19 protein-coding genes are annotated in these 16,411 nt (G+C 42.6%); 7 read left to right on the top strand and 12 right to left on the bottom strand.

Going from position 1 to position 16,411, the window contains the following annotated elements:
* Positions 1–245 precede the first annotated feature (245 nt).
* Together MKY10_RS11195 and cdaS are read right to left on the bottom strand one after the other, a co-directional pair.
* Positions 246–1,463 (bottom strand): macrolide family glycosyltransferase, encoded by a 1,218-nt coding sequence (locus MKY10_RS11195; RefSeq protein ID WP_003231222.1) that lies wholly within the window; start codon positions 1,461–1,463, stop codon positions 246–248.
* Positions 1,464–1,698: 235 nt separating this feature from the next.
* The gene (gene cdaS / locus MKY10_RS11190) at positions 1,699–2,322 is read right to left on the bottom strand and encodes a cyclic di-AMP synthase CdaS (protein WP_015251893.1); all 624 of its coding nucleotides are present in this window, start codon (positions 2,320–2,322) and stop codon (positions 1,699–1,701) included.
* A gap of 265 nt (positions 2,323–2,587) precedes the next feature.
* Here cdaS and MKY10_RS11185 point away from each other — a divergent pair, with 265 nt between their 5' ends.
* Both MKY10_RS11185 and rsbRC read left to right on the top strand, forming a co-directional pair.
* Positions 2,588–3,946 carry an MATE family efflux transporter gene (locus tag MKY10_RS11185; protein ID WP_015251892.1) on the top strand — a complete coding sequence of 453 codons (1,359 nt, stop codon included), beginning with the start codon at positions 2,588–2,590 and terminating at the stop codon, positions 3,944–3,946.
* Between the two features lie 15 nt (positions 3,947–3,961).
* Positions 3,962–4,810 carry an RsbT co-antagonist RsbRC gene (gene rsbRC, locus MKY10_RS11180; protein ID WP_015251891.1) on the top strand — a complete coding sequence of 283 codons (849 nt, stop codon included), beginning with the start codon at positions 3,962–3,964 and terminating at the stop codon, positions 4,808–4,810.
* Between the two features lie 25 nt (positions 4,811–4,835).
* Here rsbRC and bshB2 read toward each other — a convergent pair whose 3' ends face one another.
* The 4 genes from bshB2 to rarD all read right to left on the bottom strand — a co-directional run bounded on the left by bshB2 (position 4,836) and on the right by rarD (position 7,117).
* A complete protein-coding gene (gene bshB2, locus MKY10_RS11175; RefSeq protein ID WP_003231215.1) occupies positions 4,836–5,501 on the bottom strand; it encodes a bacillithiol biosynthesis deacetylase BshB2 in 666 nt (221 codons plus the stop codon).
* A gap of 18 nt (positions 5,502–5,519) precedes the next feature.
* Positions 5,520–5,870, bottom strand: coding sequence for a YojF family protein (locus tag MKY10_RS11170; protein WP_003231213.1), 351 nt, complete (start codon positions 5,868–5,870; stop codon positions 5,520–5,522).
* Entirely contained in the window at positions 5,867–6,145 is a 279-nt protein-coding gene (locus tag MKY10_RS11165) for a hypothetical protein (RefSeq protein WP_003231211.1), read from the bottom strand. The genes MKY10_RS11170 and MKY10_RS11165 overlap by 4 nt, the downstream gene beginning before the upstream one ends.
* Before the next feature lie 75 nt (positions 6,146–6,220).
* A complete protein-coding gene (gene rarD / locus MKY10_RS11160; RefSeq protein ID WP_015251889.1) occupies positions 6,221–7,117 on the bottom strand; it encodes an EamA family transporter RarD in 897 nt (298 codons plus the stop codon).
* Between the two features lie 98 nt (positions 7,118–7,215).
* Between rarD and gerT the strand changes: the two genes are divergently transcribed.
* Positions 7,216–7,689, top strand: coding sequence for a spore germination protein GerT (gerT, locus tag MKY10_RS11155; protein ID WP_003231207.1), 474 nt, complete (start codon positions 7,216–7,218; stop codon positions 7,687–7,689).
* Positions 7,690–7,722: 33 nt separating this feature from the next.
* Here gerT and MKY10_RS11150 read toward each other — a convergent pair whose 3' ends face one another.
* Both MKY10_RS11150 and MKY10_RS11145 read right to left on the bottom strand, forming a co-directional pair.
* Positions 7,723–7,959, bottom strand: coding sequence for a hypothetical protein (locus tag MKY10_RS11150; RefSeq protein WP_015251888.1), 237 nt, complete (start codon positions 7,957–7,959; stop codon positions 7,723–7,725).
* An 84-nt stretch (positions 7,960–8,043) separates the two neighbouring features.
* On the bottom strand, positions 8,044–9,378 hold the full coding sequence (locus tag MKY10_RS11145; protein WP_015251887.1) for a gluconate:H+ symporter: 1,335 nt from the start codon (positions 9,376–9,378) through the stop codon (positions 8,044–8,046).
* A gap of 364 nt (positions 9,379–9,742) precedes the next feature.
* Between MKY10_RS11145 and MKY10_RS11140 the strand changes: the two genes are divergently transcribed.
* A complete protein-coding gene (locus MKY10_RS11140; RefSeq protein ID WP_014477090.1) occupies positions 9,743–10,132 on the top strand; it encodes a tautomerase family protein in 390 nt (129 codons plus the stop codon).
* 403 nt (positions 10,133–10,535) lie between these two features.
* Here the strand turns inward: MKY10_RS11140 and yodB are convergent, their stop codons facing one another.
* Complete coding sequence (yodB, locus tag MKY10_RS11135) at positions 10,536–10,874, bottom strand: transcriptional regulator YodB (protein WP_004399427.1); 339 nt, start codon at positions 10,872–10,874, stop codon at positions 10,536–10,538.
* Positions 10,875–11,003: 129 nt separating this feature from the next.
* On the opposite strand from yodB, the gene MKY10_RS11130 reads away from it, so the two are divergent.
* The gene (locus MKY10_RS11130) at positions 11,004–11,612 is read left to right on the top strand and encodes a nitroreductase family protein (protein ID WP_015251886.1); all 609 of its coding nucleotides are present in this window, start codon (positions 11,004–11,006) and stop codon (positions 11,610–11,612) included.
* A 42-nt stretch (positions 11,613–11,654) separates the two neighbouring features.
* Here MKY10_RS11130 and MKY10_RS11125 read toward each other — a convergent pair whose 3' ends face one another.
* Together MKY10_RS11125 and MKY10_RS11120 are read right to left on the bottom strand one after the other, a co-directional pair.
* The gene (locus MKY10_RS11125) at positions 11,655–12,257 is read right to left on the bottom strand and encodes an alpha/beta hydrolase (RefSeq protein WP_003231194.1); all 603 of its coding nucleotides are present in this window, start codon (positions 12,255–12,257) and stop codon (positions 11,655–11,657) included.
* 15 nt (positions 12,258–12,272) lie between these two features.
* On the bottom strand, positions 12,273–13,184 hold the full coding sequence (locus tag MKY10_RS11120) for a ring-cleaving dioxygenase (RefSeq protein WP_339226462.1): 912 nt from the start codon (positions 13,182–13,184) through the stop codon (positions 12,273–12,275).
* A gap of 183 nt (positions 13,185–13,367) precedes the next feature.
* Between MKY10_RS11120 and MKY10_RS11115 the strand changes: the two genes are divergently transcribed.
* Entirely contained in the window at positions 13,368–13,568 is a 201-nt protein-coding gene (locus tag MKY10_RS11115; RefSeq protein ID WP_003231189.1) for a DUF3311 domain-containing protein, read from the top strand.
* Positions 13,568–15,058 (top strand): sodium:solute symporter, encoded by a 1,491-nt coding sequence (locus MKY10_RS11110; protein ID WP_339226460.1) that lies wholly within the window; start codon positions 13,568–13,570, stop codon positions 15,056–15,058. The genes MKY10_RS11115 and MKY10_RS11110 overlap by 1 nt, the downstream gene beginning before the upstream one ends.
* Before the next feature lie 33 nt (positions 15,059–15,091).
* Here MKY10_RS11110 and MKY10_RS11105 read toward each other — a convergent pair whose 3' ends face one another.
* Positions 15,092–16,357: a S41 family peptidase gene (locus MKY10_RS11105; protein ID WP_339226458.1), complete on the bottom strand. Its 1,266-nt coding sequence runs from the start codon at positions 16,355–16,357 to the stop codon at positions 15,092–15,094.
* Positions 16,358–16,411 lie beyond the last annotated feature (54 nt).

The raw sequence follows: 16,411 nt of genomic DNA, 5'->3' as shown, positions 1-16,411 counted from the left end.
TTTTCAGCATCGTTCGACCTTTAAACCTTCAAATAAACATCTAACATTTTACATAAGCACGATATGTTTTTCGAAAGTCTAAGGAACTATTTAAGCGAGGGTAAAAATGATGGTTTTCTATTGATGAACGAAGCAGTTTCTCCTCCTTTCTTGTCTATTTTTCTAATCAATTCTCTATCGGCGTGTCAAATCCCTCTTATGAAATGGCAAAAAGCCTGTTCTTTCGATAAGAACAGGCTTTTACACTATGCGTTTGCTGATTGAGTTTTTTGTTTTACAGCTTCAAGAATGCTATCGGCCGCTTTTTTAGAGCCGCCTGCCGCTTTCAGTGATTGTCCAATTTCTTTTGCCTTTTCAGCATACGAACGATTATTCATTACATCTTGTATCGTCTCTTTCAGAAGGCTTTCAGATAATTCTTCTTTTTTTAATACTTTTCCTGCGCCGACTTTTTCCACCTGATCTGCGACAACAAATTGGTCGCCTCCCATCGGAATGACAACGAGCGGGGTTTCAAAATACAAACCTTCACTTGTGCTGTTCATTCCGCCGTGTGTCACAAATAAGCTGGCTCTTTTCAATATCTCAAGCTGAGGGACATACGGGCGTACAATGAAATTCTCCGGAATGTCGTTTAACTCACTTGTTTTAATATGCTTGCCGATGGAAAGCACAACTTTACCGTCAAAGTCCTTACACACTTCAAGGCATTGATTAAAAAACTGCTTTTGATTATTAAAAATGGTTCCCATTGAAATAAACAGCACGTTTTCATTGTCAATCTGATCAAATGGGAAATCATTGTTTCCGGCTCTTTCTGTAATGGAAGGACCGACAAATACATATCGCTCGCCAAATTGCTCAGCCAGTGGCTGAAATCCCCTTGATGTAAAGACGATTGTCAAGTCACCATCAGCTAAAAAAACATCAAATGGCTTCTTGATCTCTGCTTGAAAATCAGCATTTAACGTTTCTGCAAGCTGCTGGTATGATTCATAATGAGGCGAATCTTCAAGTGATCCTTTCATGTACGCTCCCATCATTTCCTTCGCAAATTCCTCATTCATCGCAAAGGTTGTACACAATGAAAATCTTGGCAGCTTCAGCATGTTGGCAATGACTTTACCCGCGAGAAGATGGTGATCATATATGACATAATCATACGATTCATGTTTGACTTCCTCATAAATATGAGTCGCGATATCCTTGCAGGCTTTCAAAAAAGCGCAGAGCATTTCTGTGAAATCTCTTTCTTCATCGCCGGTTGCGTTTTTCCCGAAGTAATCTCCTCTGAAATCATGATACTCACGAAACTCTATATCAAGAGCTGTGATTTTTTCTTTATATTCCTTCACTGCGTAGTACGTAATGTTTTCTCCCCGGGATTTCAGCTCCTTCATCACACCGATAGAGGGATTAATATGCCCTTCACCGGGGAAACCGATCATTAATACATTTGCCATGCGGCAGCACCCTTCCTTTGAAAATTTATATAATATTTTATACGGTACTATAAATACATAAACAGGTAAAGTATTTCACTTGATTAATATTCATCACATATAACTTTTCTACCAGTTTATATTCCCTGTCTTCAAGACAAAAAGCATTCAGCTTGAAGCGAATGCTTTAATAAAGATACGAATTCAGTCATTTTGTCTCATTATAGGATTCTTAATCAGGCCCTTTTTATTATTTTTACGTTCTTGGTGAAATTAACGGATATAATACACCGTCTTTGGCAAACGACATCTTCCCTGTTTCCTCTGAAACCACGAGCACCAGTGCATCCGTATAGCCCGACATACCGAGAGCCGCCCGGTGCCGGGTTCCCAAATGGATATCCACTTCCTTCGTCGTCAGCGGGAGCACATTGGCTGCTGACACGAGTTTGTTTTCCCTCACTAACAAAGCGCCGTCATGAAGAGGGTTTCCGGGGAAAAAGATGCTTTCAATTAATGAAGAGCTGATCTCGGCGTGTAGGGAGGTGCCTTTTTGAATAAAATGTTCAACCGGATCTGCTCTTTCAATCACAATTAAAGCTCCATGCTTATGTTCCGATAAGGCTTTAATCGCCTTGGCCAGCTCAATAAATGCCGGCGTAAATTCCTCAATGTATGATTGCAAATAAAAGGAGGATGCGATCCCCTGCATGTCCTGAAATATGTGCCCCAAATCATCTAATTCACAAAGGAGACACTGGTCTTTTTCGTGAAGCGTTTTCAAGATTAGAGATGCATCACCTAATATTTGCTCTAGGTACACCTGTATTTTCCCCTTGAACGCATTTTCTGATATCTGCTCATAGCGCATAATCTTCATCTCCTGTTCAAATTTCCAACTTTTCACGAATGCTTATCTTATTGATGCACATTCTATTGGTAAAGGAGGGATGTAAAGAATGGAAATCGAAAGAATCATTCAGTATATTTGCACCTTTTTAGGCGTGATTTCGCTTTCTTTTATTTATGCCCAAATGTTTAGAAAAACGAAACCGACAAAAAAAGAATAGGCCCGGCGTTCATTGCTTTTTATACATAAAATGTTATAATTTCTCTCGTTATGAAAAAGAAACGGAGATCAATGTATGAAAGAAACTCAAAACGCCCGGGAAAAAATCAAACAGCTCTTGCACATTTTAATACCGATATTCATTACCCAAGCGGGGCTTTCTCTAATGACTTTTCTAGATACGGTGATGTCAGGGAAAGTCAGCCCCGCTGATTTAGCGGGTGTCGCGATTGGCTCAAGCCTTTGGACCCCTGTTTACACAGGACTTGCAGGTATATTAATGGCGGTCACCCCGATTGTCGCTCAGTTATTAGGCGCAGAGAAAAAACAGAAGATTCCCTTTACTGTTTTACAGGCTGTATACGTGGCCGCGCTACTTAGCATCGCCGTTTTATTGATTGGATATGCTGCAGTTGACCTTATTCTTGGCCGATTGAACCTTGATATTCACGTGCATCAGATTGCTAAACACTTTTTAGGCTTTTTATCACTGGGAATTTTCCCTTTATTTGTTTACACCGTGTTGAGATCATTCATCGACTCATTAGGAAAAACGAGAGTCACCATGATGATTACACTCAGTTCTCTTCCAATCAATTTTGTATTGAATTATGTATTTATCTTCGGGAAGTTCGGAATGCCGGCACTTGGGGGTGTCGGCGCGGGGCTGGCATCCGCGTTAACTTATTGGTGTATCTGCATCATCAGTTTTTTCATTATTCATAAAAACGCACCGTTTTCTGAATACGGGATTTTCCTTACCTTGTATAAGTTCTCTTGGAAAGCATGCAAAAATTTGCTCAAAATCGGGCTGCCTATTGGGTTCGCCGTGTTTTTTGAAACGAGCATTTTCGCAGCTGTCACGCTTCTAATGAGCCATTTTCATACAGTGACCATCGCGTCCCACCAGGCAGCCATGAATTTTGCGTCTCTTTTATATATGCTGCCGCTTAGCGTGTCCATGGCTCTAACAATTGTTGTCGGGTTTGAAGCGGGTGCAGCCCGTTTTAAGGATGCGCGCTCATATAGCTTAATCGGCATCATGATGGCGATCGGCTTTTCTTTGTTCACTGCCGCCTGTATCCTTTTATTCAGAGAGCAAATTGCGGGCATGTACACTTCTGACCCCGATGTGCTCCGGCTGACACAGCACTTTTTAATTTATGCGCTATTTTTTCAGCTTTCCGATGCTGTTGCCGCACCGATCCAGGGAGCACTCAGAGGGTACAAAGATGTGAACTATACGCTTGCGGCCGCTTTTGTCTCTTACTGGGTCATTGGCCTTCCGGTCGGTTATATGGTCGGTACGTTTACAAGCCTCGGTGCATTCGGCTATTGGATTGGATTAATAGCAGGACTCGCCGCCGGAGCAGTTGGGCTGTTTTTCAGGCTGGCAAAACTGCAAAAACGTTATTCGCAAAAACAACACATTTAAAAGAGGTGATCAATCATGGCAAAAAACAAAAAATTATTCGAGTATCTTTCCCAGCATGCGGAAACCATCAGTTCAACGTGGTATGAAACAATCGAGGAGACTGATCCCAATTCCATTTATGCCTCAACAGATCCTGTTGTCATTCACAATTTAAAGAGCCAGAATCTTGCCTTTAACTATAAAATAAACCGTATTTTTATAGATGATGAGGACGTATACTTGCCTATACTGAAAGAATGGGCCTTTGAAGTCACACAGGATCAAGAGCATTTAAAAACTCCTATCCACTATATTATTCGGGAGTTTGTCAGAGTGAGAGATTTATATGTTTCTTATGTGAAAGAATTTGTCCATCTCAATCAGGATACTGTGAAAAGCGAAGAAGCCGAAGACCTGTATCACGCCCTTATAAAAGCGTTTGATCTTGTGATTCATATTTTTATAGAAGAAATGTACAAAAACACAAGCCTTCAGCTTCAGGCCCAAAAAGATATGATTACTGAATTGAGCGCTCCGGTCATCGTGCTGTTTCACAGCGTCGGACTGCTGCCTTTAATCGGAGATATTGATACAGTCCGCGCCAAGCTGATTATGGAAAACACACTGCATCAATGTGCGAAAAAAAAGGTGACACAACTGTATATTGATTTGTCAGGAGTAGCTGTGATTGATACGATGGTTGCCCATCAGCTGTTCAGTCTGATTGAGGCACTTCGTTTAATCGGTGTTTCTTCAACTTTGTCTGGAATCCGTCCGGAAATCGCGCAAACAGCGGTTCAGCTAGGTTTGTCTTTCGAAGATATTTCCTTGAGATCCACTCTCGCTTCAGCAATTGCATCGGACTTAAAATTAAAAAAGGTATAAGGCTTAAGGCCTTATACCTTTTTGATTAATCATTCCATTGATACGTCCAATATATTTCTTCTTCAAACCATGTTGCCATAACAGGTTCATTATTTTTCAATTTCTCTTCAAGCTCTCTGAGCATGCCTTCTGTTTGTGTGCGGTGAGCTCTTAACGCATTCATTTTAATATCAGCTACTTCTTTGATATCAAGTACGACATCAGCTTCGCCGAGAACCTCTTCTCTGTTGCGGGTAATGGCCATGCAGATTGTACGCGGACGGTCTTCTTTCTTTTTGCGATATAATGCACGGATAACCGCTTCCCCGCATGCATCATGGTCAGGGTGCACACCGTGTCCGGGATAAAATGTGACAATTAAACTTGGTTTTACATCATCTATGATCTCTTCCATGATATCAGCTAAATACTCATCGTCTTCAAATTCGAGCGTTTTGTCACGGAGTCCAAGCATCCGAAGGTCATTGATATCCATTTCTTTGCAAGCATTGATGAGCTCTTGTTTTCTTAGCAGCGGCAACGTTTCCCGATTCGCGAAAAATGGATCGCCCATATTTCTGCCCATTTCACCTAAAGTGGCGCAGGCATACGTAACGGGAATGTCTTTTTTTCTGTTTAAGGCAATGAGGCCTGCCACTCCATATGATTCGTCATCAGGGTGAGGCAGGATTACTAGTACATGTTCTTTCATTATTATTCACCCTTTTCTTTAAACTGTGAACGGTTTTTCGCTGATTTGCAGAGAAATAGCCAGTTTACCGCCCGGCAGGTGTCCCGCCATTAATAAACGGTTTTCTTCATCTACCGTGTATTCAGTCAAGCCTTCAGCATAAATCCAGCCTTCTTCTGTTTTCAAGCCAACGCGGTAAGGCCCGTTGCCTTTGATTTTTGCCTGATGATAAGTGACTTTTGCATTGCGAATATACGCAACAACCGTCATGTTCTTTTCATTTAAGTGCGCTGAATAAGAACCTGTGGTGGTTTCTAAATGGATATATACAGGGCGGTCCGCATATCGTTCTAAAGATGCTTGCACATCTTCTTTTATGATCGCTTTCATGATTGCTCCCCTCTTTCTTCTTTTAAATACTCTGCACGTTCTGTATGTAATTTGACCAGCTGATATTTCACAGCCGGTTCGAGCTGTGAATTCACAATGCGCTGAATCGCGGCAAAATATTTTTCCAGCATCGGTTTTCGGAGTCTTGGATGTGTTCGTTTATCCAAGAGCTCAAGATCAATCGCCTCTGCTACCGCTTCTGCGTCATCATGTGCGAGAGATCGGTTATTCCAAAGTGAAGCATAGGCTTTCACTATCTCTTTATCATTGTCCATCGTCTTGCTCCTTTATGTCTTACATACATGAAATGATTATACATAATATATGCATCAGCTGAAAAGCCAAAGGCCTCAATGGCTTTTTGACGCCCGTTTCCACTTCACTTGTGAAAACGTAAACAAGAGCAGCGCAGCCCATATACAGCTGAATGTAAAAGCCTTCGAGCTTGAAAATGGCTCATGGTAAACAAACAGCCCGATCAGCAGGGTAATGGTCGGCGCAATATATTGTAAGATACCGACTTGATACAGTGGCAGCCGTTTCGCTCCTTCCGCAAACAATAAGAGCGGCAAAGCCGTAAACACACCGGCCAAAAAGAGAAGCAGCCACGTCCCTCCGCTTTCTGCACCCGCTGGCTGACCATGTCCGCTGAACAGCAAATACCCCAATGCAATGGGCATAATCATGAATGTTTCCAGCGTTAAGCCGATGGCGCTCGGCAGGCTTGTTCTTTTTTTGCTTAACCCGTACAGCCCAAAGCTGAATGCGAGGAGAAGCGCAACATAAGGAATGGAGCCGTATTGGAACGCCGAGATGATGACACCGGCTGCCGCAATCGAAACGGCCACTAATTGCAGGCGATTCAGTTTTTCCTTTAAAAATAAAATCCCAAGGAGCACTGATACAAGCGGATTAATGTAATAGCCAAGACTAGCCTCAAGCAAAAAGCCATGGTTTACAGCCCATATGTATACAAACCAGTTGATCGAAATCAGGATAGAAGCAAGAAATAAAGAGAGGATCCCTCCGTTCTTTTTCAGAGAGCGCAGCTCCTGCCATCCTATTTTCCATTGCTGCAAGAAAAAAAGTACGATACACATAAAAACAAAAGACCATATAATACGATGAGCCAAAATATCAAGAGCCGGCAGCTGTTCGAGAAGCTTCCAATAGAGCGGAAACAGGCCCCACATGATAAAGGAAACGGCTGTGTAAATAACGCCTTTTTTTGTTTCTGAATGTTGCATTTATATCCCTGCCTTTCTTTAGAGCATCTTATATTATATCACGTGAAAGATCTGGCGGGCATATACTATTTTGTCCGTGAAGAAAGGATGTGAAGACAATGTTTGAGTGGAACAAGTACTTTCCTTTCCACAATCAATTTTCTAAAGAAGCATTAAAAAAAGCTGATCCGAAAGAAGTTGAAACGTATGTCAATCGTGTGATGGAAAGTGTGTTCGGCAGTGATTATGCGGCTCAATTTCCTTTCCGCGATCCTCTCCCCCAAAAAGAACATCCCGCCAAACCTGATGCAAAACCTGATGTCAAACCTGATATTGATATATTCGAAACAGCAGACCATGTGTTTGTAAAGGTGCCAATCAGCGAAGAATGGCTGGAACAAGTGAGAATCAAACACACATCTCACGAATTATGGTTGGAAAACCTCCCAAGAGCAGATCATCCGAAAAAAGTAAACCTTCCTTGTTTAGTCAAACGCAAAGGAACAAAAGCCGTCTATAAGGATGGCCTTCTGGAAGTCATGTTTCAAAAACAGCAAGACTACAATATGTCCGAGGTAGAAATCATCCGATAAAAAACGGCCTGCAATCGATGCAGGCCGTTTTTATTAATAGAAGCCAGGATATCCCCCGTATGGCACACCGGCACCAAAACCGTACGGTCCGCCTCCGTATCCATAAGGGCCAGGAGGATAGGCATAGGGACGAGAATAGTTAAACAGCGCACTCCCGAGAAAACCGCCTAATAAACCGCCGACTAGAGGAGCGCCAAACAAAAAAGGACTACGCGCCGGATATCCGGCTGAACCTGGGATTCCGCGATAATACGAATGATGAGGGTACATGATTTTTTCCTCCTTTATGTCTGCCTATACGTAAAGTATTCAGCAAGGAAGAAAAACGATTGGGCTACGGACTGTCTATGATTGTTACATCACAAGCCCTGCCAATAACACACAGCCGAGCCCTGTAACCGAAAGAACTGTTGTAAGCAACGTCCAGGTTTGAAATGTTTCTTTCATGCTCAAGCCGAAAAATTCCTTTACCATCCAAAATCCTGCATCATTTACATGACACGCAATGACACTGCCGGCTCCTGTTGCAAGCACCATTAACGCGGGGTTTACACTGCCAGCCTCCATAAGCGGAGCTGCCATTCCCGCTGTGGTAAGCGCAGCCACGGTAGCAGAGCCTAGACACAGACGCAGAACCGCGGCGATGGTCCATGCAACGAATAGCGGCGACATGTTTGTTTGACGGAAAAAATCAGCGACATAATCGCCGACTCCGCCGGCAATCAGCACCTGTTTAAACGCTCCTCCCCCTCCTATGATGAGCAGCATCATCGCAATTTGCGAAATTGATTCTGAAATAGATCTGCTGATTTCCTGCATAGATATTTTACGGGCATATCCCATCGTATAGAGTGCAAGCAACAGCGAAATGAGCATTGCCGTTCCCGGAGTGCCGATAAATTCTATAATGTCTTTTCCTTTTGAATGTTCACTCAATAATAAAGAAAAAATTGTTGCCATTGCCATAAAGATAACCGGGAATAAAGACGTGACAGCACTGATCGCAAAGCCCGGTGTTTCATCCAGCTGAAATTCTTTCCTTGGTCCTAACCCCGATAGGTTTCCATGCTTTTGATACGCACCAGGAAACCGTTTCATCGCAAATTTATTAAATAATGGCCCGGCAATCACAGTTGTCGGAACAGCGATGATGATTCCAAAAAGCAGCACCTGGCCAATATGGGCACCGTATGCAACTGAGATAGCAGTTGGAGCAGGATGCGGGGGCAAAAATCCGTGAGTAACATTTAAGGCGGCGGCCATCGGGATTCCCAGATACAGAAAAGGCATTTTTAATTCTTTAGCAATCGCGTAAACAATCGGTATCAACAGAACAAGACCCACTTCAAAAAACAGCGCAATACCGATGATAAAAGAGGCAACTACAACCGCCGCCTGTATTCGTTTCCTCCCGAATTTGTCAATCAGCGTAATGGCAATCCGGTAGCCGCCCCCAGCATCTGAGACAAGCCTCCCAAGCATCGCGCCAAGTCCAAACACTAAAGCTAAATGCCCCAGCTGCCCGCCAATTCCAGCCTCAATTGAAAGAACAATTTTATTGATATCCATTCCAAGTCCGATGGCTACTAAAAATGAAACGACAATCAGTGAGACAAAGGTATTTAATTTTACTTTAATAATGAGAAATAACAGAATCAGCACTCCGACAGCTACAATTAAAATCGGCATGGTACCCCTCCAAAAGTGTTTTATATGATTCTCGCGACAATGTTTTGGCGCTTTTCATGCCTAGATGAACAGAAAGCGCTTTCATTAATAACTAAAAACGTCTTGGTTATATGATTGTTATCTTTTGATCAACTAATATGTTCATACTAATCTCCTAATCAATGACTGTCAATCGTTTTTATGAGCTTGTCTCGATTACCTACCACCTAACTCAATGATTTATTAGTTATATGTTGATTAACTTTTGGTTATATGTTATGTTTTTTAAAGTTGACTGCCAATCATTATATCTCTCCATTGTCTGGAAGCAAATGAGACAATATGAGAACAGACGGATAACAACTTCACAAGAGGAGGAGTACACATGCCATTATTGCGTTTTGATGTAATTGAAGGCCGTGACGAAAAATCGCTGCAATTGTTATTAGATACTGCTCACCAAGCGATGGTTGAAGCGTTTGGTGTTCCGGAAAGAGACCGTTATCAAATTGTCCATCAGCATCCCGCAAACGAGCTTATAATCCAGGATACGGGATTAGGGTTTCAGAGAACCAAGGATCTGGTCATCATTAGTATGACAAGCAAAGCAAGAACCGAAAGCCAAAAGGAAAAATTGTATGCTCTGCTTGCTGAAAGGTTAGAAGAAAAATGCGGAATTTCCCCTGAAGACCTCATGGTATCTATTACTGAGAATGGTGACGCAGACTGGAGTTTCGGTCTCGGTGAGGCGCAATTTTTGAATGGAAAACTATAAGATTTCGTCTCCCCATAAAAAAAGAGAGAGCTCCAAAGAAGCTCTCTCTTTTTTTCATAAATGCGGAAGTCATCAGTATAGAAGCATCCAGCAATACGAAAAACCTGGATTTCCTTTTATATCCGGTTTAAACGCCAATTGGAAGCTGACTGGGTTTTGGCCGAAAATATAAAATTTTGCTGATTTGCATAATAAGATACATCATAATCCCCATTTACAATAGGTTGGATGTTATAGCTTATTGATCATTTCCTATTTTATATATCCCCTTCATATGCACATGACACTTTTGCCAATCCGGAAATGTCAGTCTGACAAATATAAAAAGTCATATAAACGGGTGTGAACCGTACTTACATGACTCACCATGGAAACAAGAGCGCTTTTTCAGACGCCGCTTTCCTTATTTCTCTTCTTCACACACTGTGTCACCAGGCTCGCAAAATTGATCGGCCCATGCCTGCATCTCTTGAAATACAGCTTGAAGCGCTGTTCCTTTTTCAGTCAGCGTGTAGATGACTTTGACCGGCGTCTCAGGGAGAACCTGCCGTTCGACAATCTCGTTTTGTTCAAGCTCCTTCAAGCGCTCTGCCAACATTTTTTGGCTGATCATCGGTATTGTTTCCGTTATCTCTTTAAACCGTTTCGGCCCATCCATTAGCACATGGATGATCAGACCGTTCCATCGTTTTCCCAGCAATGAGAATGCGGATTCCATTTTAGGGCACATCGTATTTCCCACAAGTCTTCATCCCTTCATCTATTGATTGACATGTATTCAATGATCCATTACAATAATCTTTCAAGTTACATTTAGTAAGCTTCTAACTTTTCTATTATCATACCACGTTTATCCGAAGGAGGAAACACTATGACGAATACTCTGGATGTTTTAAAAGCACGTGCATCTGTAAAGGAATATGATACAAATGCCCCGATCTCTAAGGAGGAGCTGACTGAGCTATTAGACCTTGCCGCTAAAGCGCCTTCCGCTTGGAACCTTCAGCATTGGCATTTTACAGTATTCCACAGCGATGAATCAAAAGCGGAGCTTCTTCCTGTAGCGTATAATCAAAAACAAATCGTTGAGTCTTCTGCTGTTGTTGCCATTTTAGGCGATTTAAAGGCAAATGAAAACGGTGAAGAAGTTTATGCTGAATTAACAAGCCAAGGCTATATTACGGATGAAATCAAACAAACATTGCTCGGCCAAATCAACGGTGCTTACCAAAGCGAGCAATTCGCACGTGATTCCGCTTTCTTAAATGCTTCTTTAGCTGCTATGCAGCTTATGATTGCCGCAAAAGCAAAAGGTTATGACACTTGCGCAATTGGCGGATTTAACAAAGAGCAGTTCCAAAAGCAATTTGATATCAGTGAGCGCTATGTTCCGGTTATGCTTATTTCAATCGGCAAAGCAGTGAAGCCTGCCCATCAAAGCAACCGCCTGCCGCTTTCAAAAGTATCAACTTGGCTGTAAGGATATGAAAAAACTTAGTCCGAAATACGGACTAAGTTTTTTTTATACAATCGCCTCTTTGTACCATTCACGAGCCTGTTCAGCTTCATGCTGAGTCAGCTGATGGCCCCCGTCCTGCCAGTAAACGGAGGCTGATGCCCCGCTGTCACGTAAATAGCGGTAAAGCTCTTCTGATTCTTCCTTCGTGCAAAGAGGATCGTATTTCCCGGCACCGATAAAAACAGGGAGCCCCGCCATATCAGGCAGCTCGATACCCCGAATCGGAACCATTGGATGATGCAGAATAGCCCCTTTTAACACATCTTTATAATGAAAAAGCAGGCTTGCCGCAATGTTTGCGCCGTTTGAATAACCGACTGCAATCACTCGGCCGCGATTAAACTGATGCGTTTCTGCAGCCTCGTCGATAAAATCTTTCAATTCTCTTGTCCGCACCACAAGATCCTTTTCATCAAAAACTCCTTCACTCAGACGTTTGAAAAATCGCGGCATTCCATTTTCAAGCACCGATCCTCTGACACCAAGCAAATGGGCATCAGGGTCTATAAACCGCCCCAATGAAAGCAGATCGTGTTCATTACCGCCCGTGCCATGCAACAGCAAAAGTACGTTGTCAGATGTTCCTTTTTCATAAATATGCTTCATTATAAATTCCCCCTTTTAAAGTTCAGGTAAAATGTCTGTAATTTGTTGTCTATGTTTCTCCAGCCATTCAGGCAGTTTTAAGGAAGTCCCTAGCTCAGCAAACGTTTCATCTGTCATAAAGCCCGGTTCATCTGTGGCAATTTCAAATAAGATACCGCCTTTCTCCCTGAAATAAACTGATGTAAAGTATTCCCTGTCGAGAATTTCTGACGAAGGCAGATGGTTTTCAGCAATAATCGGCAGCCATTTCGCCTGTTCGTTTTTCTTTGTCCGAAACGCTATATGGTGTACCGTACCATATCCTCCGACTCCTCTTTTTTCAGGGTGTAAATGGACATCAATGACACCGCCGACGGCCGCTGAGGTTGCCAGTCTGACAATCTGGTCTTCTTCGGCCACTTTGGTGTATCCAAAGCTTTCCGTTAACAATTGTATGGTCGCCTGCGGGTCGTAGGAATATAGCAGCACACCTTTCATTCCCGTAATTGCTTCATTTGTTGTGATCCCGTCAGGCGTCCACTCGCTTTTGCCGCTTTTCGCATCCTCCATGATCGCCAGCGGAAGGTCTTCTGTATCATCAAAAATAAGACCTTTTTCACCAAACAACGTTTTTTCCTCTAGGCTCAGCCCGCTTTTCTCAAGACGCTCCTTCCAAAAAAACAGGGAGCCTGAGGGAACTGAAAAGTACACCCGGCCCGCTTGGCCTTTTCCTACCGTTCCCTGTCCGCTTCCTTGGAACGGAAAAAAGGTCATTATTGTACCGGGATCTCCGTTTTGATTCCCAAAGTAAAAATGATACGTTCCGGGATCATCAAAGTTTACTGTTTTTTTAACAAGCCTGAGCCCAAGCACTTCTGTATAAAATCGCAAGTTTTCTTGCGGATCTCTGGCGAATGCTGTGACATGGTGCAATCCTTCTGTTTTCATTTTCTCACTCCTATTTATCTCGATTTCAAGATATTTATTATTTTAAACCTTTATTGAAAAGGATGCAAACCATGTGTTTTGATTAAATAATTGAAAAAATCATTTTTTTCTAATAATTATCTTGTGATCTTTTCTTACAACTGCTATTATAGTGAGCATTATCATGTTTCAGGAGGAAAGTAAATGGTTAAAAAAGCACTTATTGTTATTCTCATTCTTTTGCCATTCGTTCAGCTCGCGCTTTTGCCGCTTGTGAATCGAATAGAACCGATTATGTTCGGCCTGCCGTTTTTCCACTTTTGGCTGCTGCTGTGGATTATTGTTACGCCGTTATGCTCGTTTGGCATTTATCAGATGCAAAAAAAAGATGGAGGACTTGAATAATGCAAGGGAATCTGACTGCACTTCTCATTACTGCTATTATTGTTTTAACCGTTGTCTGTATCGGCTTTCTCGCCGGAAGAGACAAATCCTCACGCACTTCTGTGGAAGAATGGTCTGTCGGCGGCAGACGTTTCGGCGGTCTTCTCGTCTGGTTTTTAGTAGGCGCTGACCTTTATACGGCCTATACTTTCTTAGGGTTGACCAGTACTGCTTTTACAGGCGGAAGTGTTGCATTTTTCGCCATTCCTTATTCTGTGTTGGCCTACTTTATCGCCTACTTCTTCTTGCCAAAACTTTGGAATGTTGCGAAAATTCATAAACTAACAACACTCGCGGATTATGCCCGGGAACGTTTTAACAGTAAGCTTTTGGCAAGCCTCGTTGCCATCGTCGGGGTACTCATGCTTATTCCGTACATATGCCTTCAGCTGAGCGGCATTCAAGACACGCTTCAGGTTGCCGGCACTGGCTATATTAACGTAAAATTCGTTGTGATCATTTCATTTATTCTTGTTGCTCTTTACACATTCTTCAGCGGGATTAAAGGGCCCACATATACAGCCATCATTAAGGACATTTTAGTATGGGTCATTATGCTGTTTATGGTGGTGTCCCTCCCTCTCATTCATTTTAACGGCTGGACGCCAATGATTGACACGTTAGTGAAGGAAGCACCGCAAATGCTGACGATACCGGCAGAAGGGCCAAAAGGCATTCCTTGGTTTATCACAGCATCTATTGTTTCCGTTCTGGCACTTTTTATGTGGGCACACGCCGCTACAGGAGTTTTTACAGCGAAAAGCGCCGATGCAGTAAGAAAAAACAGCATGTTTTTACCCCTTTACAATATTGTGTTAATTTTGGTCATTTTTCTTGGCTTTATCGCCTTTCTTATCCTGCCGGAAGATACAAATCCAAGACTCGCGCTGCTGCATTTGATTCAAACATCTTACGGCGGCGTGGCACAAGGTTTTGCATATGCCACTATCGCTCTTGCTTCATTAATACCTTGTTCCATTATGGCAATCGGCGCATCGAATTTATTCGCCAACAACCTATACCGGGATTTGATTCATCCGAATGTGTCGCAAAGCAAGCTTACTCTTGTCACACGTTCAATGGTCTTTGTTGTCATCGGTCTCGCGCTGCTGTTTGGAATGCTGTTCCCGACTGCCTTAGTGACACTCCAGCTATTAGGTGTATCCGGCATGGTGCAAATCTTCCCGGCGATTGCTGTCAGTCTATTCTGGAAGCATCAAACGAAAGAAGCGACAGTTATTGGATTATTAGTCGGCCTTGCGGTTACGTTTATTGTGTATACCACTCAATCCGCACATGGCATTTATGAAGGATTCTGGGGATTGGCCGCCAACATGATCGCTGTGGTGATCCTGAATCCGCTGTTCGTTAAAAACGCGGGATCCAATCCTGTCATTGAAGGTTTATTTGGCAAAAAACAAGACGCTAATCCAAATCAAAAGGGTGCATAAAAAAACCATACGCGGCAGCCGCGTATGGTTTTTTTACATTTCTTTTTTCAGTGTTTCAATTGCCTTTTCCATTTGCGTATCATTATCAGACAGCTTCTTTTGAAGTTCTATCATTAATTTCGTTGTTGTATCGCCAGTCAGTATGCCTGTTTCTTTCAGCTCCTCTTTTTTCTGGAACTGTTTGACGACAGATACAAAATCCTGGTCATACGTACTGTTAACGTTTACCTTGTAACCAAGTGCTTTGAGCATTTTCTGAGCCACTTTGACGTTTGTGCCTGTATCACCTGATTTGTACGTTTTATCTGCGTCCAAATACGGCAGCTTCGCGTAATCAGGCAGCTCAGCTTTCACTTGAGGCTTGATGCCTTTTTTGTGAATCCATTCGCCGTCAGCAGTCAGCCATTTGGCAACTGTCAGTTTGACAGTAGAGCCATCATCATATTCTTTTGCCGTTTGCACTGTACCTTTTCCGAATGTCGTCTCGCCGATTAACGGTACGTTTGACGATTCATGAAGGGCAGCGGCCATAATTTCGGCTGCGCTTGCTGTACCGTCATTTACTAAAACGACGGTCGGCTTGGTCACTTTCCGTTCTTTTTCGGCCTTCATGACTTCTTTTGAACCGTTTTTGTATTCAACCTGCATGATGTTTTTCACTTTATCAATGAACAGGTTGCTCATCGTAATCGCCTGTTCCATTAAGCCGCCCGGGTTGCCTCTCAAGTCTAAAATATAGCCTTTGGCGCCTTTTTTCTCTAAACCGTCAATCGCATCTGTCAGCTCTTTAGCTGTTGTTTCAGAGAAAGAAGTGATTTGAATTTCTCCAATGTTGTTGTCTTTCATCTCTGAATAGACAGTCTCTACAGGAATGGTATCGCGCTTAATGGAAAGATCGATATTCCCCACTCCCGCTCTGTTCAGTTCCAGCTTCACCTTTGTGCCCTTTTTGCCTCGGATTAAAGCGACGGCTTCATTTACATTCATGCCTTTTACGCTTTTTCCATTTACCTTAATGATTTGGTCCCTCGGTTTGATACCGGCTTTTTCAGCAGGTGAACCTTTAATTGGGGATACAATAAGGATTGCTCCGTCTACTAATTTGTCATCATCTGTTTTTTGGTAATAATCACTTTTGATTTGCTCATACGCTTTATTTAATTTGTCGAACTTGCTGTCTCCTGTGCTTGTTGATTTTTGGCCCAGGATACTGGAATTGCCCGTAATAAATAAAGTAAGCGCCGAAGCGACAACTGCAGTGATCAGCACAATAAAAAACAGTTTTAATTGCCGTTTCAATTAAACACCACCTTTTTCTTCTTACATTATTATCATGGACGAATTCTTATTCGT

The organism is Bacillus sp. FSL P4-0290 (assembly GCF_037975435.1).
Classification (GTDB): Bacteria; Bacillota; Bacilli; order Bacillales; family Bacillaceae; genus Bacillus; species Bacillus subtilis.
Note: the sequence above shows the minus strand (reverse complement) of the source record. Positions and strands in the feature narration are given on the sequence as shown.

Excerpts from the sequence above, each read along its gene's own strand:
- rsbRC (WP_015251891.1), top strand. The coding sequence starts at position 3,962 with ATGGCAAAAAACAAAAAATTATTCGAGTATCTTTCCCAGCATGCGGAA.
- bshB2 (WP_003231215.1), bottom strand. The coding sequence starts at position 5,501 with ATGAAAGAACATGTACTAGTAATCCTGCCTCACCCTGATGACGAATCA.
- MKY10_RS11145 (WP_015251887.1), bottom strand. The coding sequence starts at position 9,378 with ATGCCGATTTTAATTGTAGCTGTCGGAGTGCTGATTCTGTTATTTCTC.
- MKY10_RS11195 (WP_003231222.1), bottom strand. The coding sequence starts at position 1,463 with ATGGCAAATGTATTAATGATCGGTTTCCCCGGTGAAGGGCATATTAAT.
- MKY10_RS11170 (WP_003231213.1), bottom strand. The coding sequence starts at position 5,870 with ATGAAAGCGATCATAAAAGAAGATGTGCAAGCATCTTTAGAACGATAT.
- gerT (WP_003231207.1), top strand. The coding sequence starts at position 7,216 with ATGTTTGAGTGGAACAAGTACTTTCCTTTCCACAATCAATTTTCTAAA.
- MKY10_RS11185 (WP_015251892.1), top strand. The coding sequence starts at position 2,588 with ATGAAAGAAACTCAAAACGCCCGGGAAAAAATCAAACAGCTCTTGCAC.
- MKY10_RS11115 (WP_003231189.1), top strand. The coding sequence starts at position 13,368 with ATGGTTAAAAAAGCACTTATTGTTATTCTCATTCTTTTGCCATTCGTT.
- MKY10_RS11140 (WP_014477090.1), top strand. The coding sequence starts at position 9,743 with ATGCCATTATTGCGTTTTGATGTAATTGAAGGCCGTGACGAAAAATCG.
- MKY10_RS11110 (WP_339226460.1), top strand. The coding sequence starts at position 13,568 with ATGCAAGGGAATCTGACTGCACTTCTCATTACTGCTATTATTGTTTTA.
- MKY10_RS11125 (WP_003231194.1), bottom strand. The coding sequence starts at position 12,257 with ATGAAGCATATTTATGAAAAAGGAACATCTGACAACGTACTTTTGCTG.
- MKY10_RS11165 (WP_003231211.1), bottom strand. The coding sequence starts at position 6,145 with ATGGACAATGATAAAGAGATAGTGAAAGCCTATGCTTCACTTTGGAAT.
- MKY10_RS11150 (WP_015251888.1), bottom strand. The coding sequence starts at position 7,959 with ATGTACCCTCATCATTCGTATTATCGCGGAATCCCAGGTTCAGCCGGA.
- MKY10_RS11130 (WP_015251886.1), top strand. The coding sequence starts at position 11,004 with ATGACGAATACTCTGGATGTTTTAAAAGCACGTGCATCTGTAAAGGAA.
- cdaS (WP_015251893.1), bottom strand. The coding sequence starts at position 2,322 with ATGAAGATTATGCGCTATGAGCAGATATCAGAAAATGCGTTCAAGGGG.
- MKY10_RS11120 (WP_339226462.1), bottom strand. The coding sequence starts at position 13,184 with ATGAAAACAGAAGGATTGCACCATGTCACAGCATTCGCCAGAGATCCG.
- rarD (WP_015251889.1), bottom strand. The coding sequence starts at position 7,117 with ATGCAACATTCAGAAACAAAAAAAGGCGTTATTTACACAGCCGTTTCC.